18 protein-coding genes, 3 tRNA genes and 1 other annotated feature are annotated in these 19,118 nt (G+C 40.7%); of the genes, 20 read left to right on the plus strand and 1 reads right to left on the minus strand.

Annotated elements, in window-relative coordinates:
• Nucleotides 1-4: 4 nt before the first annotated feature.
• Entirely contained in the window at nucleotides 5-1,303 is a 1,299-nt protein-coding gene (locus AC4PHB_RS02860) for a bifunctional folylpolyglutamate synthase/dihydrofolate synthase (RefSeq protein WP_492137164.1), read from the plus strand.
• Nucleotides 1,304-1,311: 8 nt separating this feature from the next.
• Here AC4PHB_RS02860 and AC4PHB_RS02865 read toward each other — a convergent pair whose 3' ends face one another.
• The gene (locus AC4PHB_RS02865) at nucleotides 1,312-1,830 is read right to left on the minus strand and encodes a DUF4364 family protein (protein ID WP_492137165.1); all 519 of its coding nucleotides are present in this window, start codon (nucleotides 1,828-1,830) and stop codon (nucleotides 1,312-1,314) included.
• Between the two features lie 289 nt (nucleotides 1,831-2,119).
• Here AC4PHB_RS02865 and hpt point away from each other — a divergent pair, with 289 nt between their 5' ends.
• The 19 genes from hpt (at nucleotide 2,120) to pheT (ending at nucleotide 19,094) form a co-directional block, all read left to right on the plus strand.
• Complete coding sequence (gene hpt / locus AC4PHB_RS02870) at nucleotides 2,120-2,644, plus strand: hypoxanthine phosphoribosyltransferase (RefSeq protein ID WP_492137166.1); 525 nt, start codon at nucleotides 2,120-2,122, stop codon at nucleotides 2,642-2,644.
• Between the two features lie 57 nt (nucleotides 2,645-2,701).
• Entirely contained in the window at nucleotides 2,702-3,640 is a 939-nt protein-coding gene (locus AC4PHB_RS02875) for a CPBP family glutamic-type intramembrane protease (protein ID WP_492137167.1), read from the plus strand.
• A gap of 11 nt (nucleotides 3,641-3,651) precedes the next feature.
• Nucleotides 3,652-4,395, plus strand: coding sequence for a class I SAM-dependent DNA methyltransferase (locus tag AC4PHB_RS02880; RefSeq protein WP_492137168.1), 744 nt, complete (start codon nucleotides 3,652-3,654; stop codon nucleotides 4,393-4,395).
• 24 nt (nucleotides 4,396-4,419) lie between these two features.
• Nucleotides 4,420-5,307, plus strand: a complete 888-nt coding sequence (gene hslO / locus AC4PHB_RS02885; protein ID WP_492137169.1) for an Hsp33 family molecular chaperone HslO — start codon at nucleotides 4,420-4,422, stop codon at nucleotides 5,305-5,307.
• A gap of 43 nt (nucleotides 5,308-5,350) precedes the next feature.
• Nucleotides 5,351-5,426 (plus strand) — tRNA-Phe (locus tag AC4PHB_RS02890).
• Nucleotides 5,427-5,448: 22 nt separating this feature from the next.
• A tRNA-Gly gene (locus AC4PHB_RS02895) sits at nucleotides 5,449-5,523 on the plus strand.
• Nucleotides 5,524-5,528: 5 nt separating this feature from the next.
• Nucleotides 5,529-5,602: transfer RNA gene (locus AC4PHB_RS02900), tRNA-Cys, on the plus strand.
• Between the two features lie 56 nt (nucleotides 5,603-5,658).
• A complete protein-coding gene (locus AC4PHB_RS02905) occupies nucleotides 5,659-6,393 on the plus strand; it encodes a DUF6873 family GME fold protein (protein ID WP_492137170.1) in 735 nt (244 codons plus the stop codon).
• A 65-nt stretch (nucleotides 6,394-6,458) separates the two neighbouring features.
• Nucleotides 6,459-7,778 carry a histidine--tRNA ligase gene (hisS, locus tag AC4PHB_RS02910; RefSeq protein WP_492137171.1) on the plus strand — a complete coding sequence of 440 codons (1,320 nt, stop codon included), beginning with the start codon at nucleotides 6,459-6,461 and terminating at the stop codon, nucleotides 7,776-7,778.
• Between the two features lie 308 nt (nucleotides 7,779-8,086).
• A complete protein-coding gene (gene thrS, locus AC4PHB_RS02915; protein WP_492137172.1) occupies nucleotides 8,087-9,994 on the plus strand; it encodes a threonine--tRNA ligase in 1,908 nt (635 codons plus the stop codon).
• A gap of 13 nt (nucleotides 9,995-10,007) precedes the next feature.
• The gene (pepV, locus tag AC4PHB_RS02920; protein ID WP_492137173.1) at nucleotides 10,008-11,408 is read left to right on the plus strand and encodes a dipeptidase PepV; all 1,401 of its coding nucleotides are present in this window, start codon (nucleotides 10,008-10,010) and stop codon (nucleotides 11,406-11,408) included.
• A 52-nt stretch (nucleotides 11,409-11,460) separates the two neighbouring features.
• Nucleotides 11,461-11,595, plus strand: a sequence feature (ribosomal protein L20 leader region).
• Nucleotides 11,574-12,125, plus strand: a complete 552-nt coding sequence (infC, locus tag AC4PHB_RS02925; RefSeq protein ID WP_492137174.1) for a translation initiation factor IF-3 — start codon at nucleotides 11,574-11,576, stop codon at nucleotides 12,123-12,125. Its footprint overlaps the feature before it by 22 nt.
• A 19-nt stretch (nucleotides 12,126-12,144) precedes the next feature.
• A complete protein-coding gene (rpmI, locus tag AC4PHB_RS02930; RefSeq protein ID WP_128426120.1) occupies nucleotides 12,145-12,336 on the plus strand; it encodes a 50S ribosomal protein L35 in 192 nt (63 codons plus the stop codon).
• Between the two features lie 31 nt (nucleotides 12,337-12,367).
• Nucleotides 12,368-12,718, plus strand: coding sequence for a 50S ribosomal protein L20 (gene rplT, locus AC4PHB_RS02935; RefSeq protein ID WP_492137175.1), 351 nt, complete (start codon nucleotides 12,368-12,370; stop codon nucleotides 12,716-12,718).
• Between the two features lie 60 nt (nucleotides 12,719-12,778).
• Entirely contained in the window at nucleotides 12,779-14,122 is a 1,344-nt protein-coding gene (locus tag AC4PHB_RS02940; RefSeq protein WP_492137176.1) for a TrkH family potassium uptake protein, read from the plus strand.
• 11 nt (nucleotides 14,123-14,133) lie between these two features.
• Complete coding sequence (locus AC4PHB_RS02945) at nucleotides 14,134-14,790, plus strand: potassium channel family protein (protein WP_492137177.1); 657 nt, start codon at nucleotides 14,134-14,136, stop codon at nucleotides 14,788-14,790.
• A complete protein-coding gene (locus tag AC4PHB_RS02950; RefSeq protein ID WP_492137178.1) occupies nucleotides 14,791-15,594 on the plus strand; it encodes a TrmH family RNA methyltransferase in 804 nt (267 codons plus the stop codon). It begins immediately after the preceding gene.
• 68 nt (nucleotides 15,595-15,662) lie between these two features.
• Nucleotides 15,663-16,685, plus strand: a complete 1,023-nt coding sequence (gene pheS / locus AC4PHB_RS02955; protein WP_492137179.1) for a phenylalanine--tRNA ligase subunit alpha — start codon at nucleotides 15,663-15,665, stop codon at nucleotides 16,683-16,685.
• A 15-nt stretch (nucleotides 16,686-16,700) separates the two neighbouring features.
• Nucleotides 16,701-19,094 carry a phenylalanine--tRNA ligase subunit beta gene (gene pheT, locus AC4PHB_RS02960; protein ID WP_492137180.1) on the plus strand — a complete coding sequence of 798 codons (2,394 nt, stop codon included), beginning with the start codon at nucleotides 16,701-16,703 and terminating at the stop codon, nucleotides 19,092-19,094.
• The last annotated feature ends 24 nt before the right edge of the window (nucleotides 19,095-19,118 follow it).

The raw sequence follows: 19,118 nt of genomic DNA on the forward strand, positions 1-19,118 counted from the left end.
TAGAATGAACTATCAGGAAGCGTTAGCTTATATCAATGATAAGGATAAATATGGCTCCAGACTTGGTCTGGATTCAGTAGGGAGGCTGCTCCACTTTCTTGGTGAACCACATAGGGATATGAGATATATCCACGTTGGAGGCACTAATGGAAAGGGCTCAATATCAGCCTATCTGGCGAAATGCCTCGAAACTGCCGGCTATAGGACTGGATTGTACACATCTCCATATTTGGAGAGATTTACAGAGAGGATCCAGATAAATGGCGAAGATATACCTGAAGAAACCCTTGGCAGGCTGACTGACGAGGTTAGAACTGCTGCTGATAAAATGGTTTCCGAGGGAATGGAGCACCCTACAACATTTGAGATAGTAACTGCTCTGGGATTCCTTTATTTTAAGGAGGCTGGAGTAGACTACGTCGTACTTGAGGTCGGTCTCGGAGGTCGATTCGACTCTACAAATATTATTGAAAAGTCATTAGCCTCAGTTATTGCTACCATAGATTATGATCATATGGATGTTCTGGGGGCCACGCTAGGTGAAATTGCTTATCAAAAGGCTGGAATAATTAAACAAGATGGATTGGTAGTAGCCTATCCTCAGAAAGCTGAATCAAGAGAGGTTATCAAGCGAGTATCTGAGGAGATGGGAGCAGACTATTTAGAAATCGATCCAAATGAAATTAAAGTAATAATTGAAAATGATGAAGGCAGCTTATTTGATCTGCACTATAAGGGTATTTCTCATAATGGAATCAGAATCTCGATGCTTGGAGATTACCAGGTATATAATGCTTCCACAGCTGCAGTATGTCTTCTTGAATTGAGAGAAAGAGGCTTGGTAAGCTTTACTGACGAACAGCTTTGTAAGGGTTTACAGGAAACGAAATGGAAAGGCAGGCTTGAGGTTCTAAGCCGCAAGCCGATATTCCTGATTGATGGAGCTCATAACCTTCAAGGTATCGAAAATCTTGCAAAGGCTGTAGGTTTATTTAAATTCAAGAGGCTAATTTTAGGCGTTGGGGTCCTTAAGGATAAGGATTATACCCATATGATCGAAAAGCTGGTACCATTGGCTGATGAGGTGGTTGTAACAGAGGTTAGCATGCCCAGAAAGCTGAAAGCCGATCTGCTGGCTGAAGAAATAAGAAAATATACTGATAAAGTTTATATTGAGCCATCGATAGAAAAAGCTGTTAAAAAGGCTATTGAGCTGGCTGACCCAGGAGACATGGTGCTCTTTGGAGGTTCGCTTTATCTAATTGGAGATGTTAGAACAATTGCAAAAACCCTGCTGAAATAGCAGGGTTTTTAAGCTTGATCAAATATCGCCATGATTTTTCCAAAGAGATTTGAAGACTCAAGCTTCCAGGCTGAACAGATTTTTTTTGCCTGTTTCTCATCAGGTATGCTTAAGGTAAGTCTGAATACACTTAAGCCTTTCTCCATAAAATGAAGGTTCACGGAATATTCACCGGTTTCTGATAGGAGGTAAGATGCATCAGCTCCTTGTTGCTGTTCAGAGTTTAAAAATAATGACTCTATCAGGCTGCTGATCTCATCCGACAGCTTATCCTTAAAAAGCTCCAAAATAGAAAGACCAGTATTTGTGATTGAATAGGTGACCTCGCTGTTGAATTTTGAAATTGCAAGAAATCCGCTATCAGAAAGCTCAGATAGGTGTTGCTGAATCATGAAGAAGTTCATGCCGAAGCTCTCGATCGCAGTCTCTGATATTTTAGTATTAGTAAGTCGAGTCATAGAAGAAGCTGCTAACTTTAATAGTATAAGCCTTTGAATAGCTGTGTCATCTGTCATGCTTTGGAACATATTCTATCACCTCATGATATTTGATAGGATTATACCACAGAATTTGGCAGATAATCCATATGATTCGAACAAGCCGGATGTGGTGTTATTCAACCCTTTGGGTATATAGAAAACCAGAAGCTTGATTTTTAGTATAAAGGATGGTATTTTATGAATACAAACCTTATAGTAGGTGCTATAATATTTATAATTATTATCAGTATTCAATTAACCTTGAACCTTATTTTAAGGGAGTTAAGGGAAATAAAGCAGATATTGGGGAGAAAATAAGTAGAAGGGAGAGACTGACTTGTTTGAAGACAAAAAAGAGAAGGTTCTATTTTCCAGAGAGGAAATAAGTAACAGAGTCAGGGAAATGGGCAAGGAGATCAGCAAGGAATATCATGGCAAAGACCTCGTCATAGTGTCTCTTCTAAGAGGCAGCTTTATTTTTACTGCCGATCTTGCAAGAGAAATGGACATTCCTGTAGAAATTGAATTTATGACTACAGCAAGCTACGGCCACGCCGAAATATCATCTGGAAGAGTTGAGATCCTGCAGGATATAAGAGGTGAAATAAAGGGTAAAAGCGTTCTTATTGTAGATGATATAATTGATTCTGGTCATACCTTATTAAAGGTTATGGAGCATCTTGGTGAAAAGGCACCTGATTCAATCAAAATCTGTGTAATGCTTGACAAACCTAGCCGAAGGCAGGTGGATCTTATACCGGACTACGTTGGGTATGAGATACCTGATGTTTTCATAGTTGGCTATGGACTTAACTATGGAGATTACTACAGAAATATACCCTATATTTTTACATTTGAGTAATTATACATCACCTGCACTAGCTGCAGGTGTATTTATTGATTCAGGGGAAGTGATCTAGTGAGAACAAACAAATTACCATCTCCTAACGGAGTAAATATTTTATATCTTACGCTTGGCCTTGCTTTCCTTATCGTCGGGGGATTTGCACAAAAAAAAGAGCTTTATACTGGAATTTTGATAACAGAATATCTAATTATACTTCTTCCAAACATTCTCTTTCTTAAGATCAGGGGATATTCTCTGAAGAATGTCTTAAAGCTGAATCCAATAACCATGAAACAAGGATTATTTACTGTTCTTACAATGGTATTTGCTTATCCCATGGCGGTATTTCTGAATTACGTTATGATGTTATTGCTAAATTCCGTAAGCGATAATCTTCCTACAGGTGTACCTATACCTTCAAGCTGGCCTGAGTACTGGCTTGCACTTTTTGTAATCGCAATTACACCAGGAATATGTGAAGAGGTGATGTTCAGGGGTACAATGCAGTCTGCCTATGGCAGATTGGGAGAGAAGAAGGCATTGATCCTTTCATCACTACTTTTTGGATTGTTTCACTTTAATCTTATGAACTTCATGGGGCCTGCATTTTTAGGACTCATCCTTGGGGTAATAATGATAAAGACAAAAAGTCTGTACGCAACTATCCTGGGTCATGCACTTAATAATGGCATTGCTCTTTCGATTGGTTTTGCCGCCTCTGGTATGATGGAGAGACTGGAAGAAGTCGTATCCGGCACACCACAGCTCCCATCAGGTTTTGAAGCTATAGCCGCACTAATACTGCTGGCAGGATGGGGTTTGTTTTCACTGGTAATCTTATTTCTAATACTTAAGTATTTTCCCAGGTCTCAGGAGCCTTCTTCAGAAGAAGAAATCTCAAGGGAAGCTATATATGTGCAGGATGACAATAAGCGAGTATATTGGATTCCGGTATTTGTAACAATTGGTCTATTTGCCATTGTAAACTATATGTATTTTCTTGCTGGTTAGGGGGATGTTTAGTGGATAGCTACGGTGAATTTTCAATTCTATATGATCAGTTGATGGATGATATCGACTATAAAAATTGGGGTTCATACATCAGAGAAATCATTGTCAAAAAAAGCATAAATGGTAAGGATATCCTTGAGATGGCATGTGGAACAGGAAACCTTACAAAGGAGCTCCTTGGAATGGGTTACTTCGTAGATGGATTTGATTCATCCGAGGAGATGTTGGCACTTGCAGGGAACAAGCTGAGGAAACAGAAAGGTCTGAGACTTTTCAATATGGACATGAGAAGCTTCAAAATGGATAGAAGCTATGATGCTGTTGTAGCTGCATGTGATAGTATAAACTATATATTGAATGAAATAGATCTTGAAACAACCTTTTTAAATGCATACAGACACTTAAAGCCAGGAGGAATATTTGTTTTTGACCTGAACTCTGAGTATAAGTTAAAGAATATTCTAGGAAACAATATATTTCTTGAGGATAGGGAGGATATTTTCTACACTTGGGAAAACCAGCTTGATGAAGAAACAGGAATAGTAGATTTTATATTGACGTTTTTTGTAACAGAGGACGGAGTCAATTACAAAAGATTCGATGAGATCCATAAAGAGCGGGCATATAAAACTGAAGATATCAAAGAACTGCTTTTAAAAGTTGGTTTCCAGCATATTGATGCTTATGAGGCCTTCGGCTTTGAAAACTATAGCGACAGATCTGAAAGGATAAATTTCGTTGCAACAAAATTATAGGATATTACAGAAAAGGGTGATACAGTGAAGGATTATTTAATAAGAAGTATGGATAAGCTGGGTAGGCTTAGAATGTTCGCAGCTTCTACAACAGGTATAGTTGAAGAATTCAGAAGATTGCACGAGTCGTCACCAACGGCTACTGCTGCAGCTGGAAGAGCCATAACTGCAGCTGCAATGATGGCTGCGACTATGAAAAACGACAAGGACAGGATGACCTTAAAGATATCCGGTGGAGGACCTCTTGGTTCAATAATAGTTGTCAGTAATAATAAAGGGGAGCTGAAAGCCCTGGTAGACAATCCAGGTACGGATGTACCAAGTACTCCGGACAAAAAGCTTGATGTTGGAAGAATAGTTGGTAATGATGGGACAGTTACTGTCATTATGGATCTTGGTCTAAGGGAGCCGTACATTGGTCAAACGAGTCTTATAACTGGGGAGATAGCTGAAGATATTGCAAATTTCTATATGGTTTCTGAACAGTTTCCCACGGCAGTAGGCCTTGGAGTACTGATAGATAAGGATATAACATGTAAAGCTGCGGGGGGCTATATGATCCAAGTCCTGCCATTTATTACGGAGGATGAAATTGCCGAAATAGAGGAATCCGTTAGAAGCGCAGAACCCATTTCAACTATGATCGATAAAGGTATGACACCTGAGGAGATAATGAATTCTCTTTTGCCAGGCTTTGATATGGAAATAACCGATACTCTAGAGTTAAAGTATCATTGCGATTGCTCGGTCGAAAGGATAAGGGATGTACTCGTCAGCCTGGGTGATAAGGAGATCCAGGACATCATCGAAGAGGATGGTGAAAGTGAGGTAGTCTGTCATTTTTGCAATACCAAGTACAGATTTGACAAGGAAGAACTGGAGAAAATCTTGTTGACAATAAGAGGGGAATAATGTATACTTGCTATTGTGACATCAGCCCGGAAGGGTTAAACCGGCCCAGATAGCTCAGTCGGTAGAGCAGTGGACTGAAAATCCACGTGTCGCTGGTTCGATTCCGGCTCTGGGCACCACAATAGTACATCAAATGGAAATGCGGGAGTGGCTCAGTGGTAGAGCATCGCCTTGCCAAGGCGAGGGTCGCGAGTTCGAATCTCGTCTTCCGCTCCATACGAGGCGGCATAGCCAAGTGGTAAGGCAGAGGTCTGCAAAACCTTCACCCCCAGTTCAAATCTGGGTGTCGCCTCCAGAATGAAGTCAACCCTTCTTATGATTTAAGAAGGGTTTTGTGTTTTGGAGGATATAATGAGAAATCCGTATATACCTATGTCTAGAGCGAGCCTGGCAATCATAAGCAAAGACGCGCCTGAAGCAGTTAAAGCCGGTTTGAGAGAGCATATCGAGAATATTATTGAAACCATACCGCTTGACAGTGTCTATAAAGCAATATCCAACCACCCGGACATTGCCATGCTTCCTGTTGGCTATAAAAAGCTTGTTGTTGCGCCGTCTGTATATGAATACTACAAGAATAAGCTGGAGCCTTTTGATTTTGTTATCATAAAGGGATCCAGTGAGCCTGGGCATAAGTACCCGGACAATGTAATATATAATGCAGCGATCCTCGGAAACAAAGTCATCTGTAGCCAGCATCACCTTGATAAAATCGCTGAGGCAGAGTTAAGATCAAAAAATCTGGAAATACTTAACGTAAGACAGGGATACAGCAAGTGCTCCCTGGCGATCATTGGTGAGGCACAAGGTATAACCTCTGATATCGGAATAGCTAAAAGTCTAATGGAAATCGGATATGATATACTTTTGATAGAGCATGGCCACATCGGCCTCCCAGGACTAAACTACGGGTTTATAGGCGGTTCAGTCGGATTGTTGTCTGAAAGAGAGCTTTTGATTGCAGGGAGTCTTATTCATCATCCATCATGGGATAGGATAAAAGAATTTTTGAATAATTACAATGTCTGGCCAATCCAATTATGCGATCAGCAAGCAGTAGATATAGGAACTATTCTTACATTTTGATGTACAATTAAGCAGAAAATAATGATAATATAAAGGGTATATACTTCTAGTAAGGGGGAAAGTGAATGAGCAAGAACATTGTAAAGCCATCCATATTACCTGGATTCATGGAACTGACACCACCAGGGCAAATGTTGTTCAATAATATGATGGATACTGTAAGGAAGAATTATGAAAAGTTTGGATTTTTGCCCATAGACACACCTGTAATCGAGAAAACTGAGGTTTTGCTGGCCAAAGGTGGCGGTGAGACCGAGAAACAGATATATCAGGTAGTCAAGGGAAGCACGGAAATGTCCTTGAGATTTGATCTTACAGTTCCATTGGCGAGATATGTTGCTCAGCATTATTCCGAACTGGCTTTCCCCTTCAGAAGATATCACATAGCAAAGGTATATAGGGGAGAAAGAAACCAAAGGGGAAGGTTCAGGGAATTTTATCAGGCAGATATTGATATAATAGGGAATGGTTCCCTGGATATTGTCAATGATGCTGAGATACCAAGTGTAATATATTCAACTTTTAAAGATCTTGGATTCGACAATTTCACCATAAGAATGAATAACAGAAAAATACTGACTGGATTCTTCGCCTCGATTGGAGTTGAAGATCCACACATAGTTATGAGAGCTGTTGACAAGTTGGAGAAGATTGGCCTGGATAAGGTCAGTGAAGAGCTGCTGGCTAATGGTATTGATAAGGATAAGATTACATCGATAATTGAGTTTATTGGTATAAAAGGCTCGCCAGACGTAATAATAAACAGTTTATACTCTCTGAAAATAGAGCATGAGGTGTTTCTAGAAGGAGTTAGAGAAATCGAAACAGTCGTAGGATATCTTAAGCTCTTTGGTGTGCCAGAGAAAAATTATGCTCTGGACCTTACGATTGCACGAGGCTTGGACTATTATACAGGAACAGTTTATGAAACTATCCTTAATGATTACCCTGAGATAGGAAGTGTATGCTCTGGTGGCAGATATGATGACCTTGCATCTCATTATACGAATCAGAAGCTCCCTGGAGTAGGGATTTCGATCGGCTTAACCAGGCTATTTTACCAGTTGGAGGAAGCAGGCATAATATCCTCGGAAAGCTGTCACCTTTCAAAGGTCCTTGTAATACCGATGGAAGGGTTTTCGGCTGAAGGCATTAAGCTTGCTGCTAAACTGAGAGCTGAGGATGTATATGCTCAAATTTATCTAGAGGATGCGAAGCTTGGCAAAAAGTTCAACTACGCTGACAAGCTGGGGATACCTTATGTAGCAGTGGTCGGAGATGAAGAAAAAGCAAGCGGTATGTATACTCTTAGAAACATGAAGACCGGTGAGCAGACAAGAATGTCCATTGAAGGCGTTATACAAATGCTGAGAGAAAACAAATGATATAAGTGCAGCAGTACACCGGAGACAACTAAGTCTTGACACTATAAGGGTTTGCTGGTAAAATTGATACAACATAAATATGAAATGCTATGATGGGACGAGTAAAATGAAAAAACATGTAAGAGAAGAGAGGACATGGCTGAGAGCCTTTCTCATGATATTCGTTTGAAAACCACCCCGGAGCATATTCCGAAAGGAAATACGCAAGAAGCGTTAATTAAAATGAGTATAATTAGGGTGGAACCACGGTCCTTCGTCCCTGCACTAAGCAGGGATGATGGGCCTTATTTTTTTAAGGAGGAATAAAAATGATACGTTTGACTTTGCCTGACGGAGCGGTCAGGGAATATGAAAGAGGCATCAAGGTATATGACGTAACAGCTGACATATCCGAAGGTCTTGCAAGAGTTGCTGTAGGAGCTGTAGTAAATGAAAAAATAAGGGGCATGCAGGAAAGCATCTATGAGGACTCAAGTTTCAGAGTAGTTAAGTTTGAGGATCCGGAAGGCAAAAAAATATTTTGGCATACATCAGCCCATATCATGGCATATGCTGTTCAAAAGCTTTTCCCTGGCGTAAAATTTGCCATAGGCCCGGCAATTGACAATGGATTCTATTATGATTTTGACACTGAACACAGATTTACACCAGAGGACCTGGAGCTTATAGAGAACGAGATGCACAATATCGCAAAGGAAGGCTATTTGCTTGAAAGATTTGAAATGTCAAGAGATGAGGCATTGAGGTTTTTCAAGGAGAGTGGAGAGGTATACAAGGTAGACCTGATTGAAAACCTTCCTCCAGAGGAAATAATATCGTTTTATAAGCTTGGAGAATTCACAGATCTCTGCGCAGGACCTCACCTCTATGATACAAAAAGAGTGAAGGCTATCAAGCTTATGAGTATTGCTGGTGCCTATTGGAGAGGTGACGAGAAAAACAAGATGCTCCAAAGGATATACGGTACTACCTATGAAAAGAAGAAGGACCTTGAGGAGTACCTTAACAGACTTGAGGAAGCAAGGAAAAGAGATCACAGGAAGCTGGGAAGAGAGCTTGATTTATTCAGTATGCAGGATGAGGGACCTGGTTTCCCGTTCTTCCATCCAAAGGGAATGATAATTAGGAATATCCTTGAAAGCTTTTGGAGAGATGAGCATACCAAGAGAGGCTATGGAGAAATCAAAACTCCACTTATACTTTCAGAGCATCTATGGCATCAATCAGGACACTGGGATCATTATAAGGAGAATATGTACTTTACATCCATCGATGAAGGTGCATTCGCAATCAAGCCTATGAATTGTCCAGGCTCAATACTTGTTTATAAATCAAAAATGTACAGCTATAGGGATTTTCCTCTCAGATGGGGTGAGTTGGGATTAGTTCACAGACATGAGCTTTCAGGAGCACTTCATGGACTGATGAGGGTAAGAAGCTTTACTCAGGATGATGCTCATCTATATCTGCTGCCTTCTCAAGTTAAGGAGGAGCTTAAAAAGACTATTGACCTTGCTGATTATATTTACAGCATATTTGGTTTCAAGTACAGAATCGAGTTATCAACAAGACCTGAAAATTCAATGGGTTCTGAAGAACAGTGGGAGCTTGCAACTACAAGTCTTCAGGAAGCGCTCGACGAAAAGGGAATAGAATATAAGATAAATCCTGGTGACGGAGCATTCTACGGACCAAAGATAGATTTCCATCTAGAGGACGCTATCGGAAGGACATGGCAGTGCGGCACAATACAGCTTGATTTTCAAATGCCTGAAAGATTTGACCTGACTTACGTTGACAAGGACAATGAGAAGAAAAGACCAGTAATGGTACACAGAACTATACTTGGCAGCATGGAGAGATTCATGGGAATATTGATCGAGCACTTTGCAGGTAAATTCCCTGTTTGGCTTGCTCCAGTACAGGCGATCGTTCTTCCTATATCGGATAAGTTCAACGATTATGCACATGAGATCAGAAAATCAATGGAAGAAAAGGGCTTTAGAGTCGAAACTGATGACAGAGCCGAGAAGATTGGATTTAAAATAAGGGAAGCACAAATGATGAAGATACCATATATGCTGGTAGTTGGCGAAAAGGAAATTGAAGAAGGCTTAGTATCGGTACGAAAGCGAGACGATGGAGACTTTGGCCAAATGAGTATGGAGGCGTTTGTTGACAAGTTATCTGAAGAGGTAAGTAAGAAAATAATATAAGCGGAGGAATTGAATGGATTTCAAACCATATATTGATGCCATTAGAGATGATTTGATTAAATCAACCCAGGAAACCATAAGGATAAAGTCTGTTGAAGAAACAGGGCTGCCAGGTATGCCCTTTGGCAAAGGAAACCACGAAGCTCTCAGCCATTTTCTGGAGCTTGGCGAGAGTATGGGCTTTAAATCTTTAAACCTTGACGGCTACGCCGGCCACCTTGAAATGGGAGATGGCGAACAGACTGTTGGAATACTTGCACACCTTGATGTGGTTCCAGAAGGAGATGGATGGACTTATCCACCCTATGGAGGGGAGATACACGAAAATAAGCTTTATGGAAGAGGAACTACTGACGACAAAGGTCCGGCTATGGCAGCCCTCTATGCAATGAAAGCAATCAAGGACAGTGGCATAAGCTTAAAAAGAAAGGTCAGACTTATCCTTGGTTTAAATGAGGAATCAGGATGGAGATGCATGGAGCATTACTTTTCAAAGATAGAGCACCCTGATATGGCATTTACTCCTGATGCGGAATTTCCAGTAATCCACGGTGAAAAGGGGATAATTGTTTTCAGCCTGAAATACAAGCTACACCAATCAGAAGACTGTGAGGTATTTCTAAAAGAGATAAAAGGAGGCGCAGCACCAAATATGGTTCCGGACAGTGCTAAAGCCATCCTAAGTGTGAAGGACAGAGATTTGTTCAAAGCATCCTTTGATAAAATTGTAGCAGAAAAGAATTTGCCAATTACCCTCGATAGCTCAGGAGATGATATTGTAATATATGCTAAGGGTATATCAGCTCATGGAAGCACCCCTGAAAAGGGAGAAAATGCCATAACATATCTAATGAATTTTCTTGGGACGGTCTACAGTGGGGGCTGTTCGATGTGTAGCTTCATTCGTCTATATAATGAAAGACTTGCCAATAAGCACTACGGTGAGGGAATTGGCTGCGGATTGGAGGATGACGTTTCGGGGAAGCTTAATCTTAATGTTGGTATGATAGAGTTAAAGGCTAACGAAATTATACTTACTATAAACGTCAGGTACCCTATAAAGTCGACCTCTCAAGAGGTATATGCAGGAATTCGGGATAATATAAAGGATACACCTATCCAACTGGTCGAGGGAAAATCTGATTCCAAACCAATTTATGTTCCAGTAGATAACTTCCTAGTAAAAACTCTAATGAAGGTATATCAGGAACATACAGGTGATATGGAAACAAAACCAATAACCATCGGTGGTGGAACCTATGCAAGAGCTACCAAAAATGCTGTGGCATTCGGCCCCATGTTCCCGGGTCAGCCTGATATTGCACATCAAAAGGATGAGTTTATAGCTATAAAGCATTTGGTTGATATTGCAGAGATATACTCAAAAGCTATTTATCAATTGGCTTCACAATAATTTATTTGACAAAGACTTGGCAGTAGCATATAATGTTTAAGGAATTGAATATTCATCAAAGTAGAAGTTTCCGCTTCTCACCTTATAGCTGAGGCTCATAAGGTAGATATTTCCACAAGGCACCAGGTGCCCTTAATTTGTTGTGGTCGATTTGCGGACATTTCTATGTCCGCTTTTTTATTTGTTAAACACGGGAGGTGTAGGATTATTAAAGAACTTCAAATCAATGAAGAGATAAGGGAAAAAGAGGTTAGACTTATTGACGTGGATGGAAGTCAATTGGGCGTGGTTCCTTTAAAAAGAGCACTTGAGCTGGCTACAGAGAGAAGGCTAGACCTTGTAAACGTAGCACCGACGGCAAAGCCGCCTGTATGTAAGATCATGGATTACGGGAAATACAAGTATGAAATGGCTAAGAAGGAAAAGGAAGCCAGAAAGAACCAGAAGATCATAAACATCAAGGAAATAAGATTGACTCCCAATATCGAATCCCATGACTTGAATGTTAAGGCAAACAGAGCCATTGAATTTCTTCAGGACGGAGACAAAGTGAAAGTATCTGTAAGGTTCAGAGGAAGAGAAATGGGCCATACTGAAATGGGCAAGGAAGTTTTGGACGAATTTGCAAAGCTAATAGGCGACGCAGGGAAAATCGAGAAAGAAGCAAAATTGGAAGGCAGAAACATGACTATGTTTTTGATGCCGAAACCAGAATAAGGTTAGGAGGATATAGACAATGGCAAAAATGAAAACTCACAGAGGCTCCGCCAAAAGGTTCAAGAGAACAGCAACTGGTCTTTTGAAGAGATTCAAGGCATATAAGAGCCATAAGACAGGTAAGAAATCAGCCAAGAGGGTAAGAAATCTTAGAAAGGGAGCTTTGGTGAGCAAGGGCGATCAAAAGAGAATCGATTCAATGTTACCATAGTTTCCAGATTGATATATAGGAGGATTGTAAAATGGCAAGAGTAAAGAGAGCGATCAATGCAAAAAAGAAGCATAAAAAAATACTAAAGCAAGCTAAAGGCTACTTCGGAGCAAAGAGTAAGCTGTTCAGACCTGCAAACCAGGCAGTTATGAAATCATTGAACTATGCTTACATTGGAAGAAAGCAAAGGAAGAGAGATTTTAGGAAGCTTTGGATCGCCAGAATAAATGCGGCTGCAAGACTTAATGGAATGAGTTACAGCAGATTCATAAATGGTCTTAAGAAAGCTAACATAGAGGTAAACAGGAAAATGCTTTCAGAAATGGCTATCCATGACTCAGAGGGCTTCGCAAAGCTCATAGAAATTGCAAAGGGTAATTAATCATGCAAAAGTTCCATTAAGGAACTTTTTTTGCATTAAAGAATAAACCGGAGGCAAATTATGTCTTATATTAGGAACAAAATAAATGGGCTGGAGATGAATCCGCCTCGGATACTGGCATTGGGTTTTATGACAATAATTTTATTAGGTGCAATACTATTGAATCTTCCCATGGCTTCAGCTTCTGGTAAGAGCATTGGCTTTATAGACGCACTATTTACGTCAGCCTCAGCAGTTTGTGTAACAGGACTGGTGGTAGTAAACACTGCTGAGCATTGGACATTTTTTGGACAGTCTGTGATACTTATGCTTATCCAGATAGGCGGTCTGGGAATCATGACAATGGCTACTATTTTCGCGCTGGTATCAGGAAAAAAGATATCCTTAAGAGAAAGATTGGTTATCAAAGAACAGCTCAACCAGGAGTCGCTTTCAGGACTTGTAAAACTTACTAGATATGTTATCGCAGTTACTTTGGGTATCGAGCTCTTAGGTGCTGCTCTACTATCGGTAACTTTCATACCAGAATTCGGAATAGGTAAGGGGATTTGGTTCTCTCTCTTTCATGCGATATCAGCATTCTGTAACGCTGGATTTGACATTACTGGGAACAGCTTCATGGATTATAATGGCGACACTCTACCGATACTAACTATATGTATGCTGATCATACTAGGTGGTTTAGGTTTTTCGGTAATTATAGACGTAATCAGGAATAGAATTTGGAGCCGTTTATCACTTCATACTCGTCTGGTTATCATAATAACTTCTATACTCGTTGTTCTGGGTACTTTTGTTATATTATTTCTTGAATGGGGTAATCCAGCAACTATGCAGGATATGAGTATTGCAGATAAATTTAGAGCATCGCTGTTTGCTGCTGTTGTACCTAGAACGGCAGGATTTAACTCAATAGATGTTGCTGCTATGTACCAAACCACAGTTTTTTTAACTATAATTCTTATGTTCATTGGAGGTTCACCTGGCTCAACGGCTGGGGGGATCAAGACTTCGACCATCGGAGTTATATTTATGGCTACCATATCCATAATCAAGGGAGAACGGGATATAGAGATCTATAAAAAGAGGATACCTCAGGAAACTGTATTAAAGTCACTGGCAATAGTAACTGTAGGAATGATATTGATTATAACAGTATCATTCATTTTAACGATTACTGAAAAGTGGAGTTTTCTTGACACAATGTTTGAGGCTACCTCAGCATTTGCAACTGTTGGTTTAACAAGAGGCATGACACCGAATTTAAGTAATGCTGGAAAGCTTATTATTATTGGGACCATGTACGCTGGGAGAGTAGGCCCGCTTACAATGGCATTTGCATTTGGATATAAGAAGCTGCATAAGAGGTATAGATTTTCTGAAGGCCATATAAGTGTAGGTTAGGGGGAAGAAAAATGAAATCATTTGCTATTGTTGGTTGCGGACGATTTGGATCGTCAGTTGCTAGGACGCTACATGCGCTTGGTAATGAGGTGCTTGCGATAGATGGAGATCCTGATGTTGTAGAAGTCATTTCCAGTGAGGTTACTCATGCGGTTCAAGCGGATGTTATGGATGATACTGTAATGAAGGAGCTGGGATTGACCAATTTCGATGTAGTAATCGTGAGTATAGGGACAGATCTGCAGGCTTCAATAATGGCGACTTTGATCGTCAAAGAACTTGGAGTAAAGCAGGTAGTCGCTAAAGCACAGTCGGAGTTGCACGGTAAGGTACTTAAAAAAATAGGTGCTGACAAAGTAATATATCCTGAAAGAGATATGGGAGTCAGGGTTGCGCATAACCTTACATCTAAAAGTATCATAGATTATATTGAGCTATCTCCCGACTACAGTATTCTTGAGATAAGATCGCTGGAGAAGTGGTGGGGAAAAACTCTTTCGGAGTTAAGATTAAGGAACAAATTTGGAATAAATGTAATGGCAATCAAGAGAAGTGACCAAGTAAACATTTCACCAGGACCAAACGACTTGATTGAAGAAGGAGACATCCTAGTTGTGTTAGGTGGCACAGATGAGATCATGAGGCTTGAACAAAAGGCTGGTGATTAAATGCTTGAAATTACCTCAATGAAGAACCCCTTGATCAGAGAGATCCAATCACTTAAAACCCGAAAGGGAAGGTGGGCTAAAGGTGTTTATGTAATCGAGGGTCTTAAAATAGTCAAAGAGGCTATAGAACATAAGGGTATAGTAGAAAAAATGATTTTCAGTGATGATATCTTCGAGTCACCGGAAGTTATATCCCTGGTTTCCAGTATGGATTCTAAGATAGATTTAGTGAAGTTAAGCCACTCGCTATTTTCAAAACTATCAAGTATGGATTCTCCGCAAGGCGTAATAGCTTTGGTCCGGATGCAAGCTTACAATGCCTGTGAAATAAATAAATCAGGCAAGTATTTATTTCTTGACGGAATACAGGATCCTGGTAATTGTGGAACAATTATTAGATCAACAGATGCCTTTGATTTTGATGGTGTAATTTTTGGACCTGGATGTGTAGATCCTTATAACCCAAAATCTGTACAGGCATCAATGGGATCAATTTTAAGAACTCCAATATATTTTTCTTTGCATGCAGCAGATGATCTTAAAGCTCTAAAGTCTAAGGGATTTAGTCTGGCATCAACCGCATCGGACGGCAGCATTAGGCTGCCAGATTATGAATTCACAAACAAGGAGATTGTTGCAATAGGGAATGAAGGGAAGGGTATCTCAAAGGAAATTCTTGAATTGAGTAACCACAGGATATCTATACCAATGCCAGGGAAAGCTGAATCCCTGAATGCGGGCGTTGCTGCTTCTCTCATAATGTATGAAGCCTCTGCTAAATCCAGAATGTCGGTTGAGTTTTAGTATCCGGGGTGCTATAATTTAGTAAATAATCAGAAATCATCTAATTTACACATTGAAAGGAGTCCGTTATGAAGGATAGACTTGAAGAATTGAGGGATTCTGCTCTCAAGGAGCTGCAAAACATAGTAGATATGGCTGGTCTGGAGGATCTAAGGGTCAAATTCCTGGGGAAAAAGGGTGAGATCACTTCGATACTTAGAGACATGGGCAAGCTGTCAGCAGAAATGCGCCCTGTGGTCGGTCAAATGGCAAATGATGTACGAACTGAGATTGAGGATAAAATTTCTGAGGCAAAGGAGCTTCTTAAGGAGAAGATGAAGGAAGCCAGACTTGCTAATGAGACCATAGATGTAACAGTGTCTACAGAAAAGCTGGCAAGAGGTCATAGACATCCACTGATAGCTACGGCTGAGGAGCTGGAGGACCTTTTCATAAGCATGGGTTTCAGAGTAGTGACCGGCCCCGAGGTGGAGACGGTCGAGAATAACTTTGATGCATTGAATACCCCGGATAATCATCCTTCAAGAGATATGTCCGATACCTTCTATATAAATGACCATATCCTACTTAGAACTCAAACATCTCCTGTTCAAATAAGGGCGATGAAAAAATATGGAGCCCCTCTGAGAATGGTTTCAGCTGGAAGGACTTTTAGATTCGATGATGTTGACGACACACATTCGCCAATGTTCCATCAGATAGAAGGTCTGGTCGTCGATGAGAATATTTCCTTAGCGAATCTTATACACACTTTGGATATCTTCGTCAAAGAGTTATTTGGAGATGACATGAAAACCAGATTCAGACCACACTATTTCCCATTCACGGAACCCAGTGCAGAGGTTGACGTTACATGTATCAAATGCAGGGGAGAAGGTTGTTCTTCATGTAATTTCACCGGTTGGAGCATGGAGCTTTTAGGATGTGGGATGGTGCATCCCAAGGTTCTTGAGAACTGTGGTATCGACTCAGAGAAATACACAGGATTTGCTTTCGGAATGGGAATAGATAGGATCACTATGGTAAAATATGGGATTAACGACATTAGAATGTTGTTCGACAATGACAAGAGATTTCTTGATCAGTTTTAAGGAGGGGATTATTGGATGCTATTACCATTGAAATGGCTTGGAAAATATGTAAATATTAAAATTTCTCCTAAGGAGCTTGCTGATGGTCTTACCTACTCAGGCTCTCATGTTGAATCCATAACCCGCCTTGACAAGGGGATCAGGAATGTCGTTGTGGGAAGGATAAATGAGATAGAAAGACACCCTGATGCTGACAAGCTATTTGTGTGTAAGGTCGATATGGGAGATAAGCTGGAGACCATAGTCACAGGTGCCGTAAACCTAAAAAAAGGAGACTATGTGCCTGTAGCAAAGAACGGAGCATTTCTTGCCGGCGGAGTATCAATAGGCTCAACAATGTTCAGAGGCATTGAATCAAACGGAATGCTTTGCTCACTTCAGGAGCTCGGTTACCCGGATAATGTAATACCAAAAGAAGTGAGGGATGGGATCTTTGTATTTGACAAGGAATACCCTTTGGGAGAAGATGCAACCAAATATCTTCAATTGGATGAGGATGTAATAGAGTTTGAGATAACTCCAAACAGACCTGACTGCTTAAGTATGCTTGGTATGGCAAGAGAAACCTCAGCAACGTTTGGCTGGGAACTAAAGTATCCCAAGATTTCAATCGAGCATGAGGTAGATGATATCGACGATTACACAGAAGGTATTTTCGTAGAAACACCAAATTGTAAAAGATATTATTCAAGAGTGATCAAGGATGTAAAAATTGGGCAATCTCCGCTATGGCTGCAGACGACACTCATGAATGCAGGAATAAGACCGATAAGTAATATAGTAGATGTTACTAACTTCGTTATGTTGGAGCTGGGAGAGCCACTCCATGCATTCGACCTTGACATGCTGCAGGGCAGAAAAATAGTTGTACGACAAGCCAGAGCCGGTGAAGCATTGACAACTCTTGATGGTACAGAAAGGGCTTTGGGAGAGGATGATATAATCATCGCCGATGCAAGTATGCCAATAGGTATAGCTGGCGTTATGGGAGGTCTTGACAGCGAAATCACACAAGGGACTACTACTGTCCTTCTGGAAGGCGCAAATTTTAGCAGCAGACACATTCGTATGACATCTAAGAAATTTGGTCTCCGAACAGAAGCTTCCTCAAGATTTGAGAAAGGCATTGACCCAAATATATGCAAGATGGCTGTTGACAGAGCTTGTCAGCTGATTGAGGAGATTGGTGCAGGAACTGTAGTCAAAGGTGAAATAGATGTAAAACAATCAACTTTAGCCCCAAGGGTTTTGACCTTAAGACCTGATAGAGCAAGACTCCTTCTAGGAACAGAGATTGCCGATGAGGAAATGGTTGGTTATCTCACTAGGCTTGAATTCAAGGCAGAACTGGAGGATGAACTTATAAAGGCTGAGGTGCCGACATTTAGAGATGATGTCGAAGGTGAGGCAGACCTTATTGAGGAAGTTGGGAGAATATATGGCTTTCATAGAATTGAGAGCAAACCACTCGTAGGCCGTTTGACCAGGGGCGAAAGACCATATAGCAAGCAAATGGAGCTGAAGGTTAAGAACGTTATGCAAGGTCTTGGATACAATGAGGTAATGACCTACTCCTTTATAAGTCCAAAGGCCTATGATAAATTGAATCTGCCTGAGGTGGCACCTGAGAGAAAATACATCAGGCTGATGAATCCTTTGGGCGAGGATTACAGCACAATGAGGACAACTCTATTGTCAAACATGATGGAGCTTTTGTATAGAAACGAAAAAAGAGGCATAGATCAAGTTCTGGCATACGAGATAGGCTCAGTTTTTATCCCTAAATCGATTCCAGCGACTGAGCTCCCTGATGAAAAACAGGTTCTTTCAATCGGAGTGTATGGTAGTAAAGATTTTTATTTTGTAAAGGAATCTTTGCAAATAGTATTTGAGAGAATGGGAATCAAGAACTTGAGGTTTAAGCCGTTAAGCTCCCATCCATCCTTCCATCCGGGAAGAACAGCAGAGGTATATTCCGGTGATGAAAGGCTTGGATATTTCGGTGAGATGCATCCTGATGTTCTTGAGAACTACGAAATCAAAAACAAGACATATGCAGGTGTCATTGATTTTGATCAAATAATAAGACTCGCAGACCCAGGAGTTAAGTACAGGCCACTTCCCAAGTATCCCTCTGTCACAAGGGATATCGCAATTGTAGTAGATGAGTCTGTTCTTGTTGGAGAGCTCGAAGATACTATAGTTGAGAATGGCGAAGGTCTAGTTGAAGCTATAAGTCTTTTCGACATTTATAGGGGAAACCAGGTGCAGGAGAATAAAAAGAGTGTTGCCTTCTCCATCGTGTACAGATCCTATGAAGGAACTCTCACAGAGGAGATCATAAACAGGATACAAAGTAATACTGTAACAGCGCTTGAAAACAGGCATAAAGCAAGATTAAGAAGCTGATGGAGGTGGGCTTTGTCCCACCCC

The organism is Gudongella sp. QWL-04, assembly GCF_058683975.1.